Origin of the sequence: Peribacillus aracenensis, from assembly GCF_025175645.1 — a bacterium.
GTDB lineage: Bacteria > Bacillota > Bacilli > Bacillales > DSM-1321 > Peribacillus > Peribacillus aracenensis.
In genome coordinates, this window is the sequence record NZ_JANZMJ010000003.1 from 260,682 (window position 1) to 285,479 (window position 24,798).

20 protein-coding genes are annotated in these 24,798 nt (G+C 32.2%); 1 reads left to right on the top strand and 19 read right to left on the bottom strand.

Annotation, left to right across the window (positions count from 1 at the left end; translation table 11 throughout):
• Window positions 1–308: 308 nt before the first annotated feature.
• On the bottom strand, window positions 309–1,457 hold the full coding sequence (locus N0M92_RS05555) for a nucleotidyltransferase domain-containing protein (RefSeq protein WP_260284795.1): 1,149 nt from the start codon (window positions 1,455–1,457) through the stop codon (window positions 309–311).
• 380 nt (window positions 1,458–1,837) lie between these two features.
• Here N0M92_RS05555 and N0M92_RS05560 point away from each other — a divergent pair, with 380 nt between their 5' ends.
• A complete protein-coding gene (locus N0M92_RS05560; RefSeq protein ID WP_260284796.1) occupies window positions 1,838–3,598 on the top strand; it encodes a right-handed parallel beta-helix repeat-containing protein in 1,761 nt (586 codons plus the stop codon).
• A 645-nt stretch (window positions 3,599–4,243) separates the two neighbouring features.
• Here N0M92_RS05560 and N0M92_RS05565 read toward each other — a convergent pair.
• The 18 genes from N0M92_RS05565 to N0M92_RS05650 all read right to left on the bottom strand — a co-directional run bounded on the left by N0M92_RS05565 (window position 4,244) and on the right by N0M92_RS05650 (window position 24,541).
• Window positions 4,244–5,563 (bottom strand): UDP-glucose dehydrogenase family protein, encoded by a 1,320-nt coding sequence (locus N0M92_RS05565; RefSeq protein ID WP_260284797.1) that lies wholly within the window; start codon window positions 5,561–5,563, stop codon window positions 4,244–4,246.
• 53 nt (window positions 5,564–5,616) lie between these two features.
• The gene (locus N0M92_RS05570; RefSeq protein ID WP_260284798.1) at window positions 5,617–6,954 is read right to left on the bottom strand and encodes a flippase; all 1,338 of its coding nucleotides are present in this window, start codon (window positions 6,952–6,954) and stop codon (window positions 5,617–5,619) included.
• Window positions 6,955–7,053: 99 nt separating this feature from the next.
• Window positions 7,054–8,217 carry a glycosyltransferase gene (locus tag N0M92_RS05575; RefSeq protein WP_260284799.1) on the bottom strand — a complete coding sequence of 388 codons (1,164 nt, stop codon included), beginning with the start codon at window positions 8,215–8,217 and terminating at the stop codon, window positions 7,054–7,056.
• Window position 8,218: 1 nt separating this feature from the next.
• Complete coding sequence (locus N0M92_RS05580) at window positions 8,219–9,436, bottom strand: hypothetical protein (RefSeq protein WP_260284800.1); 1,218 nt, start codon at window positions 9,434–9,436, stop codon at window positions 8,219–8,221.
• A 189-nt stretch (window positions 9,437–9,625) separates the two neighbouring features.
• Window positions 9,626–10,852 (bottom strand): glycosyltransferase, encoded by a 1,227-nt coding sequence (locus N0M92_RS05585; RefSeq protein WP_260284801.1) that lies wholly within the window; start codon window positions 10,850–10,852, stop codon window positions 9,626–9,628.
• A gap of 82 nt (window positions 10,853–10,934) precedes the next feature.
• A complete protein-coding gene (locus N0M92_RS05590) occupies window positions 10,935–12,011 on the bottom strand; it encodes a glycosyltransferase (RefSeq protein WP_260284802.1) in 1,077 nt (358 codons plus the stop codon).
• A 6-nt stretch (window positions 12,012–12,017) separates the two neighbouring features.
• On the bottom strand, window positions 12,018–13,145 hold the full coding sequence (wecB, locus tag N0M92_RS05595) for a non-hydrolyzing UDP-N-acetylglucosamine 2-epimerase (protein ID WP_260284804.1): 1,128 nt from the start codon (window positions 13,143–13,145) through the stop codon (window positions 12,018–12,020).
• A gap of 3 nt (window positions 13,146–13,148) precedes the next feature.
• On the bottom strand, window positions 13,149–14,258 hold the full coding sequence (locus N0M92_RS05600) for a capsular polysaccharide biosynthesis protein CapF (protein ID WP_260284805.1): 1,110 nt from the start codon (window positions 14,256–14,258) through the stop codon (window positions 13,149–13,151).
• A 97-nt stretch (window positions 14,259–14,355) separates the two neighbouring features.
• Entirely contained in the window at window positions 14,356–15,387 is a 1,032-nt protein-coding gene (locus N0M92_RS05605; protein ID WP_260284806.1) for a polysaccharide biosynthesis protein, read from the bottom strand.
• Between the two features lie 19 nt (window positions 15,388–15,406).
• Window positions 15,407–16,618, bottom strand: coding sequence for a glycosyltransferase family 4 protein (locus N0M92_RS05610; protein WP_260284807.1), 1,212 nt, complete (start codon window positions 16,616–16,618; stop codon window positions 15,407–15,409).
• A gap of 3 nt (window positions 16,619–16,621) precedes the next feature.
• Complete coding sequence (locus N0M92_RS05615) at window positions 16,622–17,239, bottom strand: acetyltransferase (RefSeq protein WP_260284809.1); 618 nt, start codon at window positions 17,237–17,239, stop codon at window positions 16,622–16,624.
• Entirely contained in the window at window positions 17,236–17,883 is a 648-nt protein-coding gene (locus N0M92_RS05620) for a sugar transferase (protein WP_311202515.1), read from the bottom strand. Before N0M92_RS05620 ends, N0M92_RS05615 begins: the two co-directional genes overlap by 4 nt.
• The gene (locus N0M92_RS05625; RefSeq protein ID WP_260284810.1) at window positions 17,883–18,998 is read right to left on the bottom strand and encodes a DegT/DnrJ/EryC1/StrS family aminotransferase; all 1,116 of its coding nucleotides are present in this window, start codon (window positions 18,996–18,998) and stop codon (window positions 17,883–17,885) included. The genes N0M92_RS05620 and N0M92_RS05625 overlap by 1 nt, the downstream gene beginning before the upstream one ends.
• A 207-nt stretch (window positions 18,999–19,205) precedes the next feature.
• Window positions 19,206–20,099 (bottom strand): UTP--glucose-1-phosphate uridylyltransferase GalU, encoded by an 894-nt coding sequence (gene galU / locus N0M92_RS05630; RefSeq protein WP_260284811.1) that lies wholly within the window; start codon window positions 20,097–20,099, stop codon window positions 19,206–19,208.
• A gap of 19 nt (window positions 20,100–20,118) precedes the next feature.
• The gene (locus N0M92_RS05635; protein WP_260284812.1) at window positions 20,119–21,939 is read right to left on the bottom strand and encodes a polysaccharide biosynthesis protein; all 1,821 of its coding nucleotides are present in this window, start codon (window positions 21,937–21,939) and stop codon (window positions 20,119–20,121) included.
• A gap of 296 nt (window positions 21,940–22,235) precedes the next feature.
• On the bottom strand, window positions 22,236–23,000 hold the full coding sequence (locus tag N0M92_RS05640; RefSeq protein ID WP_260284813.1) for a tyrosine-protein phosphatase: 765 nt from the start codon (window positions 22,998–23,000) through the stop codon (window positions 22,236–22,238).
• Between the two features lie 138 nt (window positions 23,001–23,138).
• Window positions 23,139–23,816 (bottom strand): CpsD/CapB family tyrosine-protein kinase, encoded by a 678-nt coding sequence (locus N0M92_RS05645; RefSeq protein ID WP_260284814.1) that lies wholly within the window; start codon window positions 23,814–23,816, stop codon window positions 23,139–23,141.
• A gap of 35 nt (window positions 23,817–23,851) precedes the next feature.
• Window positions 23,852–24,541, bottom strand: coding sequence for a YveK family protein (locus tag N0M92_RS05650; RefSeq protein WP_260284815.1), 690 nt, complete (start codon window positions 24,539–24,541; stop codon window positions 23,852–23,854).
• Window positions 24,542–24,798: the final 257 nt, after the last annotated feature.

Genomic DNA, 24,798 nt, shown 5'->3' on the forward strand with positions numbered 1-24,798 from the left:
ACTCTCACTTCATTTAATTAAATGAGGTTCATTAATCTCCTTCCCTTAATGGTCAAGGCCTTGAAGGAATTGATAAAGTTGATTTCCCCACAGAGAAATTACAATATCGTTTTCTTTTAATTAATTATTACATATAGTATATAACACATATAGTTAGCTGTAGAAAGTCTTAAAAACAAATAGGAGTCAACAGCAATAAAGCTGTTTAATTCTAATATTCTAAATGGCTGCAATGCTAAGTGTTAATTTTTATGAGGATTATGTAATTTTTTTAAAAAAATTACATTTTTCTTTATTTATTTACACCCTCAAGTAGATTTCCTCGTCTTTCTCCAGACCCATAAAAAAGGACGTAATGGGAAATATAAAAAATGTAAGGGCAAAGGCAATTTTAAAGTATTAGCATCTATATATCTGGGGTAAATTCTCATAATCAAAGAAATGAATTTTTGCCAATTAGTTTTTAATAAATCCATATAATCTTTCGGATATTCAAATTGACTTTTTTCACTTATGAACAATATTGATTTTTGTGCCAATTTTTCCGAATAGTTGTCTATTGTTAATTTTTTCAGCTCTGAGTTTACGGGAGTATTTAATAGTTGAGAAGTTAAAATAAGCGCTTGTCCTACTATACGGTGATATTTATATTTTTTCAACGATGAGATTATTTGTTTCTCCCTTAGACCTTTTAAAACCATTTGATCTATATCTATCAACCAACGAAGACGAAACCAACCGTGCCGGGCACCATGAGTAATAAGATATAAAAATAAATCCTCTTCTCCCAAAAGATAAACTGGATATGTTGTAAGGTTACTAGTCCTTTTCCTTTCCCATAACTTTTCAAAGCTTGGTTCCTTTGATGGAAAAGGATTTAGTCTCCAATGAATTTCAATTTGAATTTGCTTTTGTGAATGATAATATGAAATATGGTGAGTTCTCCATTTCCACTCGTTAAGAATATTGGGACTTTCCTCTTTCTCATACCCACAATTTAAAAGAATTTTCTCAGCTTTTTTAATATCAGTCATTGAGATTAATATATCTATATCCTTTGATGTCCGAAGGGAAATATCTCCATAGAGTTCCTGAGCAATAATTGGGCCCTTTAAAAAAAGAATACGAATACTATTTTTATTAAAAATTTCACTCACTTGTTCCATTTCTCCGCTTAAGTGAAGCATTTGGAATGTATTTTTTTTGTATTCTTTGTATAAGGTTTGAATAACATGCGGAGGTATTTGATTATCATGAGTATTTTTCAGTTTAGAATAAACTAATGGGTAAACGCGATGATGCCTAGCTAATTGTAGAAATACTTCCCAGTCGATGTCTACATATAGTTCTTTTTTTACTGAGCCTATAATATTATGTTCATCCGTCTTCATAATCTCCAGTAATAACCTTAATTCCTTGGGTAGACTTGACAAATCAAGAATGTAATTATTATACATTATCTTCTCCTTCTATATTTCTTTCACTTATTTTTTTTAAAACTACCCTATGATTCCTTCTAAATATATATGAGCAGGAATCAAAGTTAAACATACCGATTTACTTTAAATGCACATTCCTCTTTAAAAAAATTAATTAAATATATATACTCAATAATTAACAGAAACCATTTCCCAAAATATATACTTGTTTTTTCAAGAGGGACATTATCAAAATTTACTGGTTTAGTCTAAAAAATTGTTCCCACCCTTTATAATAATGTTAATTTATATAGTATACTTTAAAATCCTACGCAAATACATTCAATTCATGATATATAATGAATAATGGATAATGAATAAAAGATGTATAGAAGTGAATGTATTAGGAGGGGTATTCGTTGAATCGTAGAAACCTGTTACGGAATTTTGTAATATTTATTTTTGCTTTCCTTTTTGGCTATACAATAAAAAAGGAAGGTGAAAATATGTTATTAGAAAAAGTTGATCCTACCATAGTAAGCAGTAAGGATGGAAAGTTGATTGGTGAAAAAATCAAAGCGTTAAATGAACAATTGGCGGATAATTCTAAGAATATCACAAGTTTATCAAAGAAAAATGAAGTAAGTATTACGGATTACGAGAATAAAAAGGTTGAGGATGATTGGTTTCCTGCATTCCAAGCAGCATTAAAATCTATTGGTAGCACTGGTAGTATAAAATTTCCAGGAAATACAACATACAACATGTATTCTCCTTTGATTCTCCCGTTAACAGGGAGTAGAATAAGATTGTTTTCAAACGATGGAGCTATAATTTCCGCAAAACATAACCGAGATTGTATCATTTTAAATTCCCATAATGAGAACTATTCAGCTCACATTATCGAAGGTCTAGTTATTCAAGGACCAAATAAGGAATATCCAAAAGATGGTTATATCCCTCCAAGTATTGGAGCGGGTGTTCGGATGAATACTTCATACTACTGTACATTACGTGACGTTCGTATACAGGGGTTTAAATATGGCATTCACATTAGAAAAGGAGTTAAGAATAATTTTGAAGGAAGTACCTATATTAGATTTAATCAATACGGAATTTACTTAGATGGAGGTGCTTCTAATGTAAATAATTTCAAAGGAATAGGAATACGTGAAAACAGAAAAGCCGGAGTTTATGTCAATCATACTAGTTCTGATTCCTATCCAACGCATAATACATTTTCCGACTGTATTATAGAATCAAATATACCATTCCCTTATAAAGTGGGAGGTAATGCTCCTGATGATAGTATAGGTGTTTATCTAGGTGGAGCATATTACAATATATTTGATAACTGCTACTTTGAAAATCATCAATATGCTATTTATTTAACAGATAATGCGGACGGTAACAAGTTTAATAAATGTAGACTTTCTCCGAGTGAAGATAAAACTAGACTAGATAAGGTAATATTTGATGGAATGGGTGTAAACAATAATACGTTTAGTGAATGTATATCATTGTCTTTTGACAATACGACACCAAACGTTGAGTCAAACGTCTCTGGTCAGCTTTATAATCAATTTATTAATTGTGAAGGTTTTAATTTTATATCTTCTAGTCTAGTTTCTAGTGTAGATATTATAAATAATCGACCTAACCAAACTGGTTTTGGAACGCCCTTTGGGGCATTATCAATTCCTTCACACGGTTTCTACAACAATCCTAGAGAAGGAACAACTAGAGGAAGAATAACTGGAATAGGTACAGATACTGCGGTGTTGAATGCTCAAGGTTATGGAGAAATAATGATTGGAGAGCTTTTAACAGCAACGACAACGATTACAAATATCACTAATTTACGTAAAGGGCAGTATTTTACGCTAAGTAATTATCAAACTAATCATGCATTAAATATAAAATCTTCGAAAGATGGAATTAATGGTATTGTTTTAAAAAATAGACGAGATGCAACTCTTTCCAAATTCTCTGACACTATTTTGTTCTATGTAACTCAGTTAGGAAAAATTGTAGAAGTAGGGCGTAATTTCAATGAAGAAGTCATGTTAGGTATTTCTTCATCACCATCTTTTGTGGGTCAGGTAGCAGTGGAAAAAGGAGCAGCTTATATTGCTATTGGTAACGAGTCGAAGTTACACTGGAAAAAAATAACAAACTAAATCTACAAGACACCCTTCTTCCAAGGCCGAAGCGAAAATCTTTGAAGCAGAAAGTGACTTCCTAAAAAAGCTGGAAGAGTTAGAAAGGCAAGCGTAGAATAAGAAATAATTCTAACTGCATCTGAGAAGTTCTATCTGATTAATCAAAAATACCTTCCTCAGTAAAAGGAAAAAATAAGGGCTCTCAAAATCAACATGTTTATGGAAAATGATTACTCGGGAGTAATGAATCATAAGAAAATTAGACGGTTGACAAAATATAATCTCTACGGAAAATCAGAAGGGCCAAAACCGTATCGGAAATTGACTAAAGCAACAAAAGTACCTTAATTGTCCAAACCTTCTTAATCGTGAATTCATACAGAAGGAGTAGGGAATACTCTGCTTACAGACTTTACCTACCTGTCTTTTAAAGATTTGGAGAATATAAAACACTATGTACTAATTTAACGGATATGGAGGAAGAAGTTGATTAAGTTATTGAAGAATACAATGGATGTCGTTATCAAAGTGGACTAAAGAAAATGGCCCCGGTACAATGATGCCGGGACCACCTATTAACAGCATAGGCATTTTTTTATATTGTCCCAAAAATGGGGCTAGCGCAATTTTGTATCACCTTTTTTTTAATACAGTGAAAAAAAATTATACTTTCATTAATATTTCTTTTTCTGTTGTTTTCCTACCTATTGAATCATATATTATCCCCGATTTTTGTGCGTCTCTAATACTATAACAATTCCTTCCATCAATAACCAAAGGTCTTTTCATTAATTTTTTATATTTGTCTATATCGAAATCTTTAATTTCCGGCCATTCAGTAAAAATCAAACATAAATCAGCATTAGTTATAGCCTCTTCTATTGACTCACTATATGCAACATTATTTGAGAAAACTTTTTTGAAATTCTCCATCCCTACTGGATCCCAGACATTAACTTTCGCCCCATCATTTAGGAGTATAGGGATATTATCAAGAGATGGTGCCTCTCTTAAATCATCTGTTCCTGGTTTAAAAGTAAGTCCAAGGACTGCAACATTAAGTCCATTAAAACTATTAAAATACTTTCTAGCTTTCTTAACCAATTTAATTTTTTGATTTTCATTTACCTCTATTGTTGCTTTGATTGTTTTAATCTCATAATCATTATACCTTGCTAGCCAATGTAACGCTTTTGTATCTTTAGGAAAGCAAGAACCCCCATAACCAATACCTGCATTTAAAAATTGTTCCCCTATTCTCGGATCCAATCCCATTCCTTTAGTAACATCTTCGATATTGGCCCCGACAATCTCACATAAGTTCGCAATTTCATTGATATATGAAATCTTTAATGCTAAAAAATCATTGGCTGCATATTTTATCATTTCTGCACTTTTTCGATCAGCTATCACAAAAGGAATATTAAATTCACTATAAACTTCCCTCATTATTTTCTCTGCATTTTCAGACTCTACTCCTAGAACAATTCTTGTCGCATGCAAGGTATCCTTAACAGCAGTACCTTGTGCTAGAAATTCAGGATTTGAAACTACATCCACATTAACATCATATTTTAGATTTTCTTTTATTAATTTTTCAATCTTATCATTAGTTCCTATAGGTACAGTTGATTTAATTACCACAACACAATCTTTTATTAATGTATTCGCCACCTCTTTAGCAACTTCATAGATATATTGAAGATTGGCAGAACCATCTTTTTTTTCTGGTGTTCCTACAGCAATAATTATTACATCAGCATCACTATACGCTTCTTTATAATCAATTACATAGTTAATCCTATCCCTATTATTCCTCATTAATTCTTCAAGTTCTGGTTCAAAAATAGGAGATATACCGCTATTTAATAATTTTATTTTTTGTTCATCTATATCGACACAAGTTACTTTATTACCCTTTTCAGCAAGACATACAGCAGTAACCAGACCAACATAACCAGTACCAGCAACAGAAACTTTCATTTACTTTCACACCCTCACACATATTTCTAATTAAAATTGGCTACTTTAATCAATTATTGCTTAATATAATTGAATACTCGCCTTATATTAAATGCTTTTATCATCATAATAGTAGACATTCTAGTTTTATTAAAAAATACAGGAATAATAAATACTCCAACGATTTGAGATATAAGAGTTGCACAAGCAGCTCCAAAACCACCATGAGTGGGTATTAACCAATAATTTAAAGTAATATTAGTAATACAACCTGCAAAAGTAAAGACTAATGTATATTTCTGTAAGCCCTCACTAATTAACCAAGTTGATCTCGCTGAACCTAACAACGCAAACGTACCAGCCCAAACACTGATAGTTAAAATACCTGATGCTTTAATAAATTCATGTCCATATAAGAGACTTATAATAATCTCAGAAAATATTAAAATTAATAAACCAAACCCTATACATACCCATGCTACTAATGTAAATAAAAGTTGAATTGAATGAAGAAAACTATTTTCATTATTTCTCTTCTTACTCATAATTATAGGGTTAAACGAAGTTATAATAGCCATAGGAACAAAGTACCACATTTCAGCTACTCTAACAGCTGCAGAATAAATACCCGCTTCGCTTTTATTTGGTAGCATAAAACCTAACATAACCTGATCGATTCTCATATATAGTGTTATCATTAATCCTGATAGTATTAAATACCAACTTTGGGATAAAATGCTTTTAGTATACTTTAAGCTAAATCGCCATGGAAATTTATTTTTTCTAATTCTAAAATACGCTATTATTAGAGAAAAACCGATTAGGATAGAATCTAATAAATAGATTAAAGCATAGTGAATTAAATTCCCTGAGAAAAAAACTAACGCGATCTTTAAAGCCGCTATAATAATATATACTGACATTCGAATAATAGAAGAAACTTTTGCTTTTTGATACGTTTGTAACCAATACTCAATTACTTCACAAGATTTGAATACCATGGTTAAAGACATAATTATGACTACCATGTGAAGATTTTTGCTGTTTGGTTCAATAAGCATAATTACCATTGTAGCTAGAGTTGTTAATGTTAGCCCACCTGTAACTCTTAGAATAAGACTCGTGCAAAGAATGGTGCCTTCATCAATATCTTTATCTATTATTTTTTTTACAGTTAATGTCTCTAATCCTAATGTAGATAGCGCTGTAAATAATGAGACAAATGCTAGAGCGTAATTGAACTGTCCAAAATCTTCAGGTCCAAAATACCTGGCAATTATTGCGGTAATAAATAACCCAATTAACATCGTAAATATTTTATCACTAACTAACCAACTAGAATTTTTAATTGTCTTAGATGCTACCTCATTACTAAATATTTTTCTCTTTAGAAAAGCATACACATTTTTCATATTTATGATTGAATCCTCATAATAAATTATTTTAAACTTTATTTAGTTTACATATTAGATTTTTAGAACATACTAATTAAATACTAGGTAGTACACATTTTATTTTTTTAACATTTTGTTCATTCTTCTTATAAAGGCGGCATAATACTCTGTGTATGTTATATTTAAAGCTTTCTTCTTCGTAATTCCCGGTAGTTCATACTTAATTGTTTGTGTACTGATTTTCTTAACCTTTTTATTCCCCTCTGTTTTTTTTGAAAGATCGTAAAGAAATATATCATTTCCTTCGATATTATTAATTATATTTAATTCATACGGCACTAATGACAAACTCCATTTTCTAACAATTTTATAATTAAGTTTTGCAGTAGTAAGTAAATAGCCTGTTTTTATGAATTTTTGTTTTAGTCCGTAATAATCTATAGTAACTTGATCGTTTAACAAAGAAACTATATTCTCGCTTTCAAAAAAAGAATCATACTTAGTTTTCGATTCATTTACATCTACAAAAATATAGTCTCTTGTAAAGCCACCCATTAATAAAGATTGATAAGTGGTTGAATTAACAACATTATGAGTTCCACTCTCACCCATATTAGTACTTAAAGCAATTCTAGGATAAACAATATATTTTTTTTCACTAGTAATATACATATAGAAGAATTTTTTCCATGAAGAATCGCCCCAATTAAGCACTTGTTCAGGAAGCAGATTCCTATAATCTATTAATTCGTATTTATTTTCCTCATACCATTTTTTAAAAGATTTCCATTGGTTTTTGGTCCATATTTGTCCCCAGGATGATGGGACATTCATAAAAAAGACATCATTTTGATCTTGTAGTGGAGTAAAGGTTCTTTGATCAGCAAAATCTGTGACTCTGTATGTATATAATGAAATTCCAGCAATATCATTATCTTCTTCATAAAAATTCACAGCTTGAGTAGCAAATTTATAAAACGATTCTGAAACATACAAGTCATCCTCAAGCATGATTATTGCGTCCCTATCAATCGCAAAGTCTCCACATTTTAAAACATGCTTTTTTAAGCCTAAATTCTCTTTATGCTCTATAACTGTTTTTTCTCCGTATTTCCAAATGAAATCTCGAGCTACTTCTGAGACTTTTTCATTCTGACTTTTATCAATACTAATTATCAAATCAACTTTTTGGTTCCCATACTCGGCCCTTGCCAGAGAATTTAAAAGTCTTTTAAGAGAAAGATCTCTATTGTATGCAACTACTATAATAGGAATATTCATTTTACACTCCTTCTTGCTTGTTTTGCCTTTTTATTAAATGAATAGTCTTTAAATAAGCTAATAATATTAATAAGGATATCAATAATTTTTGTTCATCAATTAGTGAATTAATAGAAAACGCAAAAAAAGCAGGTATTAAAAATAAATATTTTGCATTAAATAACAATCCTCGAAAAAAGAACCAGATTGCAATTAAATATGCAACGATACCATATGAGTATAAAAACCTTAACTGGTCACTATGAGGTCTAAAAATAACACTATCTCTAATTAATGTATAACCTTCCCCAATTAAATTTGGAATACTATTCCCAAACATATATCCATATTTATTTAACCTACCACCGTCTGTATTTCCTAACATTCTATCCATACTATAATTCGCTATATGATTCAAGTAATTTTCTAAAAGAAATTTCGCAAAATAAAATATTATTATCAGTATAAAAGGGGTTATTATTGTTGTTATTAATTTTTTATACGTAATTCTAATCTTAGGTAATTCTCGGATTCTTAAGATTATAGAAAGAAAAACAAAGACTATTAATGATAGCACGGCACCAGTACTCATACTTAATATAAGAGAGAAAATTATACTTAGGAAAATTAAAAGTTTCTCTGTTATATTAAGTTTTTCATTAAGAAGTAAATAAAAAGTAACCATCTGAAATAAATATGCAGAATTATTAGGATCAATAAATAAGTAACTATATCTAAATAAATAATCATTATTATTAACAAAAAACGGATTCATAAAAGGATCCCTTATACCTAAAAATTCTTTTATCCCAAAATAAACCCCAATATTTAACATTGAAATTATTCCTAAGATAACATAGAAAAAAACAAACAAAAGTAAAATATTTTTAATTTTAACAGGATATTTATTTAAGTAATCTCGAATTAGAAAATAGTATGCAAACGATGTAATCAATTGAAATGCTCTTTTTATATTTTCTAACCATACATTCAACCCGTTTGCAAGGTAATTAGGTACTTGTAAAAAAGATAGGCATACACTCACTAATACCAAAATAGATAGTATTAAAAATAATAAAAACTCTCTATCCTTTTGAATGGTTACTCTTTTTGTGAAAATTACCCACAAAACTAAAGGCAAAGATATTGGCATAACAAAATATTTAAAGTTAGGCAGTAATAATATATCTATAAATATAAAAATTACTAAGAATTTATTTAGTAGCTTTGAATTACTCATTAATTATCCCTTCAATTGTTTTATTAACATTAATACTACAATACCTTTACTTATATAAAAGCTCGACTTTTACAGAGAGTTACATAAATATCTATACAAAATAAATGATCCATTGTAATATTCTTAGCATAAATTAAATAACTTCTAATTTATCACTTCTGTACAACCCATCTTTCACTAAATAAGGATTTAGATGCTTTCACTCGATATTTTTTCCATTAATGTATTAATTTTTAAGGTTTGGGTGTTACTATTTTTATTTTTAATAACAAATTGCCTTGCTTCCAAACCTAATTCATTCAATGTACTTTGTGGTGTAGACAGAATTTCCTCTATCTTACTTTTCAAAGTATTTATATCTATACTATCAATTGTATACATGAATTTATAATATTCTTCAGGGATACCCATTAATTTAGTCGTAAGAAATGGAGTACCCGATACCATATATTCAAAAGTCTTAGAAGGAAAAGAGTACATGGTATATTTATCTTTAGGATCTCTAATATTTACAAGTAAAGTTGCCTTCTTTTCATACTCAAATACTTGTTCTCGAGGTAGAAATCCAAAGAAGTGAACTCTTTTGTCCCTTTTGCACAGCTCGTTTATATATTCTTTCATATCTCCATCCCCAAAAAGCCAGAGTTCTAATTCATCATCTTTAATCTCTTCAAAAGCATCTATAATATTTTTTACTCCATATTCAAAAGCCAAAGTTCCAGCATACATAATCGACCTTCTCTTGGCTACATTGGATAAAACTAAATCATTATTGAAAATTCCTTCCATAACTATATAGGGTTTACCTAACGGGTTCACCCTGCTATTCATTGGTTCAGTGAATAAAACATAGCCATCATAGTTATGCTCTATAAAATCAACTAACTTTATATAATAAGGTAATAGAAATTTTTTAAACCTCGGCATGTCCTTTTGTCTTTTTAAGCTCAATATATCACTTGATAGATCAGTGAAAATATTAACACGTTTTATTCGAAAAACTTTTGAAGCTAGGTATATACCTAAGGATAAAGGTGTATAGTTAAATGGAGTTAAAATTACTTTTTGATCATTATTTCGATTTTTTAATCCCCAAATCATTGTCAATGTTAATCCTTGAAAAAAAGAAAAAATTTCTTTAATAAACGGCAAATTTATATTAGATAAATAGCTCACTATATATTTGTTGTTTAATTTCTTTATTCTTTTCTTAAATCTTAAATATGTTCCTTTTGGGTAATATGGCTCTTGGTACAAATAATAGATATTCATATCGATATTTTCAATATTCGAAAAGCCACTTACTAGAGCTTTTTCAAACATATATTGGGCAACCTGTGATGGCATGCTTTTTTTACTAGAAACTGTATCAAACCATTCTTCATCACAAACACTCCCAAAGTATAAAATTTTCATAGCACACCTTCAAGATCTAGATTTTCAAATGGTTTAGCATTTGAAGTAATTCTTTTACCTAATTATTCTAGATATTCATTTATTAAGTTAGAAGCGTTATTAATTTTCTCTCATGCTTAATTTCATTTTGTTGTACTTCAAGTAGAGGTTTATAGAGTACCTTTTTATTTATATATTGTTGCATTAATACGCATAGTTCCTCTGAATTAGATGCTTCAAAATATTTTGCGTTTTCATATCCTCTTAATATTTCTCGAGCAAAAGGTGTTTCTGCAGCAAGAATGATTCCTTTATGAATTCTTGCTTCAAGCATCGGTAATCCAAAGGTTTCTATATAAGATGGAAAAATTAATATAGATTTAGTGTATAAGTCAAAAACTTCATTTCTTGTTTTATTTCCTTCAAAACGAATGGGTAGCTGTTCTTTATGCACTAGTCTATATAAATTTTTTATGTGATTATTTTCATCTCCGTTAAGTGTGAATATTACTTCATGATTTATCTTGCCTAACTTTTTCAATTTTTTACTTGCATCTACGATTACTTGGTGGTTTTTATACTCGGCGCCACTCGCAGGATAAAAGAAAGTTGATAATGACTTATTATTTGGTCCAAAGTACTTTTTAACTTCTAAATTAATTATAGGCGGAATAATTTCAACCTTGCGGCTATCTACTTTGGATTTTTCTATTACAGCTTGTCGCATCCATTCCGTTTGAACTATAACCCTCTGTGATTTGTTTATTGAATTTATTATATTTTTACCTATAATATTTTGATATACCCAAAAAAGTCTATTATCTTTGAAAGAAAATTTATAATCGACAAAAGGTAAAGGTTGATGTACATATAGGATTTGTTCACAATTCACACGAGGAATTGTAATATTTTGAAGGGAAAATACCTTATCCACTTTATATTTTTTCACCAAATTAGGTGCAACGACTTGATCAAAATAAAGTCGATGCCCCCAACTTTTCTTTATCCATGGAAACCTTAGAACTCTAATATTTTCCGTCTCATTCAATATTGGGTTACTTAATACAAATATCCAATTAATGTTTGAATGCTCACTCTCAACAACTTCATCGTAAAAATCATTTAAAACAGAGAGCGCACCACCTTTTTCAGCTGGAACATCAAAAACCATAATATTCATAGTAGATTAGCCCTTCCCCCAAACAACCCTATTCACATAATCCATATAGGACAGTATAATCCTTAAAACCTTATCAGATACATTCGGCATACTATAATCACCAACAAGTCTCAGTGTATCTTTTTCTTGTGTCTTCAATATCTCTAGCCCCTGTAATATTCTTTCCTTTTTTAAACCAACCATCATTACCGATGCTTCTTCCATTGCTTCAGGTCTCTCATGAGCTTGTCTAATATTGAGTGCTTTAAATCCAAGAATAGAAGATTCTTCGCTAATTGTTCCGCTATCACTAAGAACCGCTTTAGCTTTAGTTTGAAGCTTCACATAATCATTAAACCCTAAAGGTTTCATCGTTTTTACTAGAGGATTAAACTCTATTCCTTTAGCATTGATCATATTTCTTGTCCTAGGATGGGTACTTACAATTACAGGCATATTATATTTTTCTGCAACGGCATTTAAACTATCTACTAAATTCATGAAATTAGTTTCTGAATTAATATTTTCTTCCCTATGAGCTGACACTACAAAATAATTTCCCTCAGTAAGATTTAGCCTCTCTAATACATCTGATTCTTCAATGTCACCTTTTCTTGAATTGAGGACTTCAAACATTGGACTTCCAGTTTTTATTATTCTATCGGCAGGTAGTCCCTCTCTTAATAAATATTCTCTTGCAATGTCACTATAGGTTAAATTAATATCAGCTGTATGATCGACAATTTTTCTATTAGTTTCTTCTGGTACTCTTTGATCAAAGCATCTGTTGCCTGCTTCCATATGGAAAATAGGAATATGTCTTCTCTTAGCTGCAATAGCACATAAGCAGCTATTAGTATCACCTAATACCAAAAGAGCATCTGGTTTTACTTCTTCCATAATAGGATCAATTCTAATCAAAATATTCCCGATAGTTTCTACTGCTGTTCCGTTTGCAGCATCAAGGAAATAATTAGGTTTTTTAAGTTTAAAATCATTAAAAAACACTTCATTTAATTCATAATCATAATTTTGACCCGTATGAACAAGTATATGCTCTACCGCATCTGACTCTTCTAATTTATTAATAACAGCAGATAATCTTATAATCTCAGGCCTAGTGCCAACGACTGTCATTACTTTTAATTTTTTCATTAATTATACCTCCAAGAAGTAAGTATCAGGTTTTTCTGGATCAAAACATTCATTAACCCACATAACTGTTACAAGATCACATTCTCCTACATTTACAATGGAATGTGTATATCCAGTAGGTATATCTACAACTTGTAACTTTTCGCCGCTAACTCTATATTCAATAATTTCATCTGAATCTATCTTTCTAAATCTAATAAGTCCTTCACCACTTACTACTAAAAACTTTTCATTTTTAGTATGATGCCAGTGATTTCCTTTGGTAATGCCAGGTTTTGATACATTTACTGACACTTGTCCTCTTTCAGGAGTTCTTATAAACTCTGTAAAAGAACCTCTATGATCACAATTCATTTTTAAATCATAAGAAAAGTTGTCTTCTGGTAAAAAGCTTAAATATGTACTGTAAAGCTTTTTCGTTAAGGCGTCTTCCATATTAGGAATGCTTAATTCTAATCTACTTTCTTTAAAGCTTTTTATACGTTCAGCTAAATCCCCTAATTTAATAGTATGTGTTGTTTTCACAAAGCAATATTGATTCTTTTTAGTCGGATTTCCCTCTAAAGCTTTTATAAACTCTTCTAGAACATCATCAATATAACAGAGTGTTAATTCGGCATCTTGATTATTAATTTGGATTTCTGAACTTCTAGCAATATTATAACAAAACGTTGCTACAACCGTATTGTAGTTAGGTTTACTCCACTTTCCAAATAAATTAGGGAGTCTGTATACATATGCCTCTGCTCCTGTTTGATGACTATATTCAAACAGAACGTCCTCACCTGCTTTTTTACTTTTGCCATATGGATTATCTTTATCTGCCTGTATAGACGAAGTAATAAGTACAGGTGATTTATTATTATGTTTTTTTAATAGCTCTAGTAATCCAAGAGTGAAGTGGAAATTACCTTGCATAAATTCCTTTTCATCATCAGGACGGTTTACTCCCGCCAAATGAAAAACAAAATCACATTCTTTTGTATAAGTATCTAATAAAGATGGTTCCGTTTCTCTAGTAACCTTAAGAATATCTTCATATCCTTTATTTTGTAATTCTGCAATTAAATTTTTTCCAACAAATCCATTTGCACCTGTAACGAGTATTTTCACTATATAAACCAACCTTTCTAAGTACCTAAAAAGAAAATATAATAGTTGAAACTAATGCCTGTATTAGAATAAGGCGAAATAATTGGTTCATGTATTATTATTTTGAAGAAAGTACCTTCATATACTTGAGTTCATTTTGAACATACTCTAATTCTAGTAGTTTTTCTTTAATCTGTTCTATACTTAAGATTTGCGTATTGTGAGAGTTATATTCTTCTTCAGTAGATAACTTTTTATCTCCTTCAGCAAAATATTTATCATAATTTAAATCTCTTTTATCTGCTGAAACCCGGAAGAAACCACCTAAATCCTCTGCAACTACATATTCTTCTCTCGTAAGAAGGGTTTCATATAATTTTTCTCCATGTCTTGTACCGATAACCTTAATCTCATTATCTGCCTTAAATAATTCTTTAATAGCTTGTGCTAAATCTCCAATATAACTTGCAGGTGCTTTTTGTACCATAATGTCACCAGCGACTGCATTTTGGAAGGCAAATATAACTAGCTCGACTGCTTCTTCAAGACTCATGAGATACCTAGTCATATTAGGATCGGTAATGGTTAGTGGCTTACCACTTTTGATTTGTTCAATAAATAATGGTATGACAGATCCACGAGATGCCATTACATTACCATACCTAGTTCCACAAATAAGTGTTCTTTCTGGATCGACAGTTTTTGCTTTAGCAACAAAAACTTTTTCCATCATGGCTTTTGAAATCCCCATTGCATTAATTGGATAGGCTGCTTTATCAGTCGAAAGACAAATGACCTTTTTGACTTCATAATCTATAGCTGCTGTTAACACATTATCTGTCCCTAAAATATTAGTTTTTACAGCTTCTAGTGGGAAGAATTCGCAAGAAGGAACTTGTTTAAGAGCAGCCGCATGAAAAACATAATCTACTCCGTGCATTGCATTTTTAACACTTGCAAGATCTCTAACGTCACCAATATAAAACTTCAATTTTTCATTTCTATATAACTTCCGCATATCATCTTGCTTTTTTTCGTCACGTGAAAAGATTCGAATTTCTTTAATATCACTATCCAAGAACCTCTCCATAACTGCATTTCCAAATGAACCAGTACCACCTGTTATTAATAAAGTTTTATTCTTAAACATACCTTTACCTCTTTTCATGTTATTTAATATGATTCATAATTATTTCGTAAGAGTGCTTGGCTGTATAATTATCTTCTAAGTACCTTCTAGCGTTTAATCCCATCTGTATTCTTAATTCATTATCACATAACTGGTGTACTTTTTTATTGAATTGCTCAACATTACTACTTTCACACCAAAATCCAAATTCACCATGTTCAACAATTTCTCCGATATCAGTGTTTACATCAGTAGCTGCTAGGACAGGCATTGAAGCCTGCATATAGGAAAGAAGTCTAGATGGGAAATTTGGTATTGTAAATCGATTATCAAGAAAAATTAATCCAACATCGCACGAATTAGCTAGAACTTCATATTCCACTTTTGGTAACTGAGAAAATAAAAGGGCATTACTCGGTTTTTCATTGTCAAAAAAAGTTTTAAGCTTATTATACTCTGTACCCGATCCAACTATAACAAAATAAACCTTGTCATTAGCTTTGTTAGCCGCCAAACACTCAATCAAAAAGTCAATCCCCTGTGGTCTCCCAATATTTCCACCATAAATAAAAGTGGTCTTACCCAGAGGTATGCTATATTTCTTTTTTATCTCAACTATTAATTCCTCATCTTTTTTGTTATTCATTGGCTCTATGCTATTAGGACATATTTCAACAATATTTGGGGGTATTTCAGGATTGTGTTTCAATAAAAAATCAACATTTGCTTGAGACATGCAACCAATATAATCCGATATTTTATATAATCTCTTTTCTTTATATCGGAAATAACTGTATAAAAAACCTATAATCCCTGTTTTCTTTATCATGCCAAGATCTACGGCATTCTGTGGGAAAATGTCTTTTAACAATAGATATGCTTTTGCATTATCTCTCATTTTTACATATTCAACAGCTTTTTGGAGTGTTATTGGCGGGGTTGAATAAATTACTAAATCAAATTTAACATTTGAAAAATAATTTTTAATACCCCTTAAAAAATTTGATTCCAAAGTAAGAGTTGATATGCCTTTTTCAATCATATTTGTTTTTTGAATGTTACCAATCTGCAATTTAAGTATTTTATAATTTCCCTTATCAATCAACCTAGTTGTTTTTTGCTTCCTCTTTTCTGTGGGAGAAATAATAAAAACATTATGCTGATCTTTAACAAATTCTCGTAATAAATCAGTGTAAATACCACTTTCTTCAATTGTTGAAAAATCTAAAAGTGTTAAAAATAATACATTCACAATCTAAACTCTCCTCACCGGTACCCCTACATAAGTACCGGGTTCAGTTATATCATTAATAACTACTGCACCAGCTCCAAATTCACACCCACTAGTAATGTTTACATTATTACTTACTATGCTGCCAATACCTAACCAAGAACCATGCTCAACTTTAACCGTACCAGCTAAGTGAGAACCTGGTGATATATGAACAAAATCTTCAATTATATTGTCATGATCTATCGAAGCCCCTGTATTGATAATGCATCCCTTTCCGATTCTTGTGCAGCAATTAACCACTACTCCAGCCATCACGACTGTACCGGGTGCCAACTCAACTTTTTCCCCGATAACAGCAGTTGGATGAATCAATGTGGGGATGTTTACTCTCTTTGCTTCAAGTTTCCCATACACCTTTTCTCGTGTGGAATTATTACCAATACCTACAAAGATATCGTAATCTTGTATGTGCTTAAATACATCAGTTGATTTACCAATCACTTTTATCCCCATTGATGACTTAATATTTTCGTTGTCATCTAAAAAAGCAATGTTCGACCATTTATTCATCTTCAACGCAATATCAGCAACAACTTTCCCGTGCCCACTGGCACCGATTATAAGGAGTTTATTTTTCATAATTCTATTCTTTCCTTTTTATTGGACCCATTAAATGGCTCCATCGTTGCAGCAGCTTCTGAATTTATGCCTTCCCTGACAAAGACCTTTTTAATAGTTTGAAAAATAATCTTCCAGTCTCCACTGAAGCTTACATTTTCCACATATTCCACATCAAGATTAAATTTACTTTCCCAATTAATAGAATTTCTACCATTAACCTGCGCCAAACCAGACAATCCTGGTCTTACTTCATGACGCCGTTTTTGATGCTTATTATAAAGAGGCAGATATTGCACCAACAATGGTCTAGGTCCTACAATGGACATATCCCCTTTGATAATATTAAAAAGTTCTGGAAGTTCATCAAGCGATGTAGAACGTAAGAATCTCCCAAACTTCGTCAACCTAATATTATCAGAAAGTAACTCTCCGTTTTCATCTCTCTCATCAGTCATTGTTCTAAACTTATACATCATAAAAACATTCTCATTAAGTCCTGGCCTTTTTTGTTTAAACAACACTGGACTACCAAGCTTTATTCTTACAAGCAAAGCAACACCCAAGATGATCGGACTAAAAGTTATAATTGCTAGCAAAGATAGTATGAAATCCATCGCTCTCTTTCCAAATCTTCTATAAATACCACCCTTAGAAGGTTTCATTACCTTTCCCACAACCCTTTAATAATTTCAACAACTCTTTCCAAATCCTTATCCGTTAACTTTGTATCAGAGGGTAAACAAACACCATTCTCAAACAGCTTTTCCGAAACACCCGTTCCGACAAAGTCATACTTCTCAAAAAACGGCTGCATATGCATCGGCTTCCAAATTGGTCTTGACTCTATGTTCTCTTTTTCAAGAGCTTCCATTATATCTATCGGTCTAACCATACCATTCAAAGTCATAGAACTTAACCAGTAATTTGGTTTATTCCACTCATTACTAGGCATGAACTCTACACCGTCAAGTGAACTAAGTTCTCTTTTATAAAAATCAAAGATATAATTTTTCTTCTCAACTCTTTGATCTAATACCTTAAGCTGCCCTCTACCAATCCCAGCAACTACATTGCTCATCCGGTAATTAAATCCTAATTCGCTATGCTGATAGTGCCTCGCTTGGTCTCTACTCTGAGTCGCCCAAAATCTTGTCTTAGCAATACGCTCTTCATTATTTGAAACTAGCATCCCACCGCCAGAAGTAGTGATAATCTTATTCCCATTAAAAGAGAAAATACCATAATCACCAATGGTTCCAGTATGTTTTTCTTTATAATAAGTACCTAAGCTTTCAGCAGCATCTTCTATTACTGCTACCTTATGCTTATTGCAAATCTCCATGATCTTATCCATATCTGCAGAAAGTCCATAAAGATGCACTATAATTACGGCCTTCACTTCAGGATATTTCTCAAAAGCTTCTTCCAAAGCTTTAGGACACATATTCCAAGTCTCATAATCACTATCTATAAAAACAGGAATAGCATTTTGATAAATTACCGGGTTGACAGTTGCTGAGAATGTTAATGTAGGACAAAACACAATATCCCCTTCTTTAACTCCTGCTGCTTTAAGAGCTAAATGGATTGCGCCTGTGCCTGAAGATAGTGCTGCAGCAGCTTTACTTCCTACCTTATTTGCTAATTCTATTTCAAATTGATTCACGTTTTCCCCAAGAGGCGCAATCCAATTCGTATCAAAAGCTTCCTTTATATAATCCATTTCATAACCTTCATCACTCATATGTGGTGATGATAGAAATAATCGATCCTTCATTCTCTAAAACTTCCTTTCTACAATATATCACTTTAAATGTAGATATTTTTCAACAAGTACTTTTTCCATCTAGCCACTATTCTTATAGGGTTAAATAGGGTAAAGAGCATCCAAGGAAGATGGGTGTAGAGATACCCTTGATGTTTCACCTGTTATATCTTCCTGGTAAAACTATATAAAGCATATTTCAGAAAAACATTAATATTCCTATGCATTAATCTTTTCTGCGGAAATATCCTTAACCATTTGTTCTAAAAACTCTACTAACTCATCTTTAATATCTTCATTCTGAAGGGCAAACTTTAATGTCGTTTTTACAAACCCCAATTTCTCCCCAACATCATATCGTTTTCCTTCAAAATCATAGGCAAAAACTTGTTGTACTTGGTTTAACTGTTGAATCGCATCGGTTAACTGAATTTCCCCGCCTGCACCAGCTTCCTGCTGTTCAAGCATACTGAAGATTTCAGGAGTTAGGATATATCTTCCCATTATGGCCAAATTGGAAGGCGCTGTTCCTAATGCTGGTTTTTCTACAAAGTTATTAACTTGAAATAGTCGTCCATTTTGAAAAGCAGGGTCAATTATCCCATAGCGATTGGTTTCTTCATTAGGTACGGTTTGAACTCCGATAATTGAATTGTTTTTTTCCTCAAACTGATTAATCAACTGCTTTAAGCAAGGCGTTTCACTCTGGACAATATCATCCCCTAAAAGAACGGCAAATGGCTCGTCCCCAATAAATTTACGTGCACACCATACAGCGTGACCCAATCCTTTTGGCTCCTTCTGTCTAATGTAATGGATATTAGCAAGTTTAGAGGAGTATTGTACCTTTTTGAGCAACTCTACTTTTCCTTTTTCCAATAGATTTTGTTCGAGCTCCGGAGCGTAATCAAAATGGTCCTCAATCGCACGTTTGCCTTTTCCAGTTACGATTATTATGTCTTTTATTCCTGATGCAACGGCTTCCTCCACTATGTACTGAATCGTTGGTTTATCAACGATTGGCAGCATCTCCTTTGGCATAGCTTTTGTGGCAGGCAAAAAACGAGTGCCCAATCCTGCTGCAGGAATGATTGCTTTTGTGATTTTTTTCACTTATTAGTCCTCCTTATGGCTATTTCACTGCTGAGAAAGCTTTGTTCTTTCTTCGATTTGCTAAATTTATTACAAATTCTTTAAGTTCTGATATGGAAAAATCATCATAAGAGTTTAAAAGATACTGTATTTCCTCTTCCTGTTCCAGTACCGCTTTTCCGATAAAGATTTTAGGGAACACTGCTTCACTATGTACCTCTTTCTCCCCTAATAATTCTTCATACATTTTCTCACCAGGACGGATTCCTGAATATTCGATTCCAATTTCGTCTATGGAATAACCTGATAACTGGATAAGGTTTGTCGCTAATTCAACAATCTTAACAGGTTCACCCATATCAAGAACGAAAATTTCTCCACCTCTTGCCAAAGAACTTGCCTGAATGACTAATCTGGATGCTTCTGGTATAGTCATAAAATACCTTGTCATATCTGGATGTGTGACCGTTACTGGTCCACCGGCTTGAATTTGTTTCTTAAATAAAGGAATGACACTTCCTCTGCTGCCTAAAACATTTCCAAAACGAACCGCAACAAATTTTGTTGTGCTATTTTTCGCTAACTGCTGGATAATCATTTCAGCAATTCGCTTCGTCGATCCCATAACGTTTGTTGGGTTAACGGCTTTATCAGACGAAATCATCACAAACGCACCTACACCAAAGGTATCTGATGCTTCTGCAACATTCTTTGTACCAAAAACGTTATTCTTAACAGCTTCACGTGGATTGTATTCCATTAGTGGAACATGTTTGTGTGCAGCCGCATGGTATACAACATCAGGTCGGTAGGTTTCCATTACTTCAAAAATTCTATCACGATCTTGAATATCTGCGATGATAGGTATGAGCTCAATTTGATCGGCATATAGCTTTTTCAGTTCCATCTCAATCTGATAAATGCTATTTTCTCCATGCCCTAGGAGGATAAGTTTCCTAGGTGAGAATCTGCATATTTGGCGGCAAATCTCGGAACCAATTGAGCCACCAGACCCTGTAACTAGGATGGTCTTGCCTGTTACATATTCCGATATACTTGTTATATCCAATTCAACGGGTTCTCTTCCTAAAAGATCTTCCACTTCCACTTCTTTAAACTGATTAACAGCTACTTTACCTAATATAATATCTTCAATCATCGGCATGATTTGTGTTTTAGCATTAGTTTTCACACATTCATCAAATATGACCTTCAATTCTTTTTTACTTAATGAAGGTATCGCAATGACAATATTATCTATATTATATTTCCTCACCATTTCAGGGATATTTTTTGAGTTACCGACAACGGGTATTCCTAATATGTCTAGCTTATCTTTTTTCGGATCATCATCAATGAATGCTACTGGCTTAAGTTCTGTATCATGATTATTAAGAAGTTGACGTACAACCATGGTCCCAGCAGATCCCGCACCGATCACCAATGTGTTTCTGGTTTCCTTTTGATTATTTATCAAACGGTCACGTAGCATTCTCCAAGAAAATCGCGAACCGCCAATAAGGATGACATGCATCATCCAGGTCAATGCCATGGCTCTTACATAAACATCTTGAAAAACCATTAACTGGATGGCGATAACTGTGATAACCGATAAGCTTACGGCTTTAATAATGGACAGTAACTCTCTTATACTTGCATACTCCCATGCCTTCTTATACAGTTTATAAATAGAAGCAAAAAAATGATGGCTGATTAATAGGGAGACTGATGTGACTAAGAGTGTTGGTAATTTAAATATTTCCAAATAGGGATACAAGAATAAATAACTTACATAAATGGCCGATAATACTATTAATGAATCTAATAGGGCCAGAAGTGTTAATCGTTTTCGGTAGGCCAACCACATTTCCCCCTTAAATATTGTTTGATTTACTCTCTATTAAAAACAGTTTTAATGAATTGTATTCTATTTCACATGTATTTATTTTTAATATTAGTATGATTTATGCTGTGTATTTGCTTTGAAACTATTTAAAATGTTCTTATTACCTAAGGACTATTTGTCGTTGAACAGGCCAATAATCTTATTAAAGGTAATTTACCAATCTGCAATCTCCATCCAGTAATATAAAAAGCAGGAAATATATATGAAGGCAATTTTTATAATATGTAATCATTTACCAATTATCTATCTTTCTAAAAAATCCCTAAAATTTTCTTTTTGAATGGCAATGGTTTTTCAATAGTAGGACTTTGGTCATTTAATAACTGTTCAGCATTTTCTTTAAAGTAATAAGTACGCTGAATTCCGTAAGTCTTTGTGATGGTTTCATAGGCTTGCTGTAACGTGAACCCTCTAGATCCTATATTGTGTGCATCTGTTGCAATGAAATGAGCTAGATTATGTTTGATTATCTTTTTTGAAAATGATTGAATACTTTTACCGAAGTTCCCGATGATACTGCCAGAGGTAATTTGAGTTAACGCGCCCTCCTGAACCAATTCAAATAATAGTTTATGATTCGCTATCAATTCCTTATTTCTCTCCGGATGTACGATAATTGGTGTTATTCCTTTAAGCAGCAGCTCATATATCACTTCTAGTGTATATGTAGGAACCTTTCCCGACGGGAGCTCTAACAGTATATACGTACCGTTATCGTCCAGTGTTAGAATTTCTTCCTTTTCAAGTGATGTAAATATGTCTCGGTGTATTCTTACTTCTTGTCCGAGATGAATGGTAAGAGGAATATTTGCTTCTTGTAAACTTTCATTTAATCTCACTGCACGGTCAATGATGTTACTTTTAACATTTACATATTTCTCGTTTAAGTGATGGGGCGTGGCAAATAAATGGGTGATTCCTGCTTCTACCGCTTTTCTTGCCATATTCAAGCTTTCCTTCATGTCCGCAGATCCATCATCCATTCCTGGGAGAATGTGACAATGTATATCGATCAAATTTCATACACTTCCTTTATAAAACAAGTAGGATAAAAGTCCTAATCTTTAGAAATAGGAATTATTACCCTGTTTAATAGTAGCATATAAAACTGCTATCAAACAGGGTGTTAATTTGTCGAAAAATGTTTTATTTCATTAAGATTGATAGTAATAATAATTGCTGTTATCCGTTTCAACGCCATTCAATACGACTCCAAGCAGGGATGTATTAGCTTTCACTAAAAGCTCCTTTGCTTTTACTGCACTCTGTTTGTTTGTCTTGCCGCTAGATACTACCATGATTACGCCATCACATTTATTAGCTACAATCTGGGAATCCGGCACTACCAAAACAGGTGGTGTGTCAAAAATGATATAATCATACATTACTTTTAATTCTTCAATCGCTGTTTCTATCGCTTTGGAATTCAATAATTCCGAAGGGTTAGGTGGTATTGGTCCACTTGTCAGAATTTCCAGATTAGGCACATTCGTTTTCATGAGTGCTTTTTCTATACTCATTTTCTTCGTAAGCACACTTGTAAGTCCCTCTATATTACTAAGACTAAAAGCATAATGAACCGATGGTTTCCTTAAGTCTGCATCTACAAGCACAACTTTTTTTTCCTCCTGTGCCAGCACAATAGCGAGATTGGCAGCTGTTGTCGATTTCCCATCATTAGGCTCCGAAGAAGTTACCACGATGGTTTGTATGTCTTTATCCACTGAGGAAAATTGAATGTTAGTTCTTATTAATCGATATTGTTCAGTGATAGGTGATTTAGGGTTAGTTTGTGCAATCAAGTTCACCTGTTTTTTATCTTTACTTCTCAAAAATCCCGCTTCCTTTCATCCTGCTTCTTATCGGATTATCCTTTATTATTTACCTGTTTAATCTTTTGAATCGATCCAAGTATAGGTAATTCTAAGATTCTTTCAATATCATCCTCGTCCTTGATCGTATTGTCCATAAACTCCAATAGGAACGCCAAGCCTATACCAGCCATCAATCCAACTACGATTGCAATTGCTATATTCAATAGTGGATTAGGTTTTACAGCTATAGGATTCACCTTAATTTCAGCTTTGGCTAATACGCTGACATTGTCGACGTTCATTATATCCTTGATTTCTTTTTGGAAAGTTCCAGAAACCGTGTTTGCTATTTCTACAGCCTGTGACGGATTACTATCTTGAACCGTTAATGAAAAGACTTGTGAATTTTCTTGGCTGTTGATCGTGATTTTTTCACTTAATTGTTCTACGCTTTGATCTAGTTCTAGCTCATCAATGACTTTCTCCAAAATGGCAGGGCTTTTTATGATTACGCTGTATGTATTGATCATGTCGATATTAGATCGTATTTGATTCGAGTCCAATTGGTTCTCCGATTGCTTCTGATTAACCAAGATTTGTGTTGAAGATTGGTAAACGGGTGTTAAAAAGAAATAAGAAATCGTTCCACTAATCAAAGCGGCAATTAATGTCAGTAGCATGATTAGCTTCCAACGTTTCTTTAATGTTTTAAAAATATCTGCAATACTAATAGTTTCTTCCATTTCATCCTCCTGATATGTTAAAAATGACCTATTGCATTATACCATAATATTACCTATTTATATGTATTTTCAAGGAAATTTACATGAAACTTACAATGAAAGAATACTTTTCAAATGCAAAGTAATTTTACAAAAAAGAGAATGGCAATACAAAGGAAATAATTACAAAATTTGAAACATAGCATTGAACATATATATTTAACCCATTTTCCAGAATATTCGGGACTTAAATTTCAATAAACTTAATTATACACCAA

Excerpts from the sequence above, each read along its gene's own strand:
- N0M92_RS05615 (WP_260284809.1), bottom strand. The coding sequence starts at position 17,239 with ATGAAAAATAAACTCCTTATAATCGGTGCCAGTGGGCACGGGAAAGTT.
- N0M92_RS05570 (WP_260284798.1), bottom strand. The coding sequence starts at position 6,954 with ATGAAAAATGTGTATGCTTTTCTAAAGAGAAAAATATTTAGTAATGAG.
- N0M92_RS05650 (WP_260284815.1), bottom strand. The coding sequence starts at position 24,541 with ATGGAAGAAACTATTAGTATTGCAGATATTTTTAAAACATTAAAGAAA.
- N0M92_RS05585 (WP_260284801.1), bottom strand. The coding sequence starts at position 10,852 with ATGAAAATTTTATACTTTGGGAGTGTTTGTGATGAAGAATGGTTTGAT.
- N0M92_RS05575 (WP_260284799.1), bottom strand. The coding sequence starts at position 8,217 with ATGAATATTCCTATTATAGTAGTTGCATACAATAGAGATCTTTCTCTT.
- N0M92_RS05580 (WP_260284800.1), bottom strand. The coding sequence starts at position 9,436 with ATGAGTAATTCAAAGCTACTAAATAAATTCTTAGTAATTTTTATATTT.
- N0M92_RS05605 (WP_260284806.1), bottom strand. The coding sequence starts at position 15,387 with ATGTTTAAGAATAAAACTTTATTAATAACAGGTGGTACTGGTTCATTT.
- N0M92_RS05565 (WP_260284797.1), bottom strand. The coding sequence starts at position 5,563 with ATGAAAGTTTCTGTTGCTGGTACTGGTTATGTTGGTCTGGTTACTGCT.
- N0M92_RS05625 (WP_260284810.1), bottom strand. The coding sequence starts at position 18,998 with ATGAAGGATCGATTATTTCTATCATCACCACATATGAGTGATGAAGGT.
- N0M92_RS05555 (WP_260284795.1), bottom strand. The coding sequence starts at position 1,457 with ATGTATAATAATTACATTCTTGATTTGTCAAGTCTACCCAAGGAATTA.
- N0M92_RS05620 (WP_311202515.1), bottom strand. The coding sequence starts at position 17,883 with ATGAAACCTTCTAAGGGTGGTATTTATAGAAGATTTGGAAAGAGAGCG.
- wecB (WP_260284804.1), bottom strand. The coding sequence starts at position 13,145 with ATGAAAAAATTAAAAGTAATGACAGTCGTTGGCACTAGGCCTGAGATT.
- N0M92_RS05590 (WP_260284802.1), bottom strand. The coding sequence starts at position 12,011 with ATGAATATTATGGTTTTTGATGTTCCAGCTGAAAAAGGTGGTGCGCTC.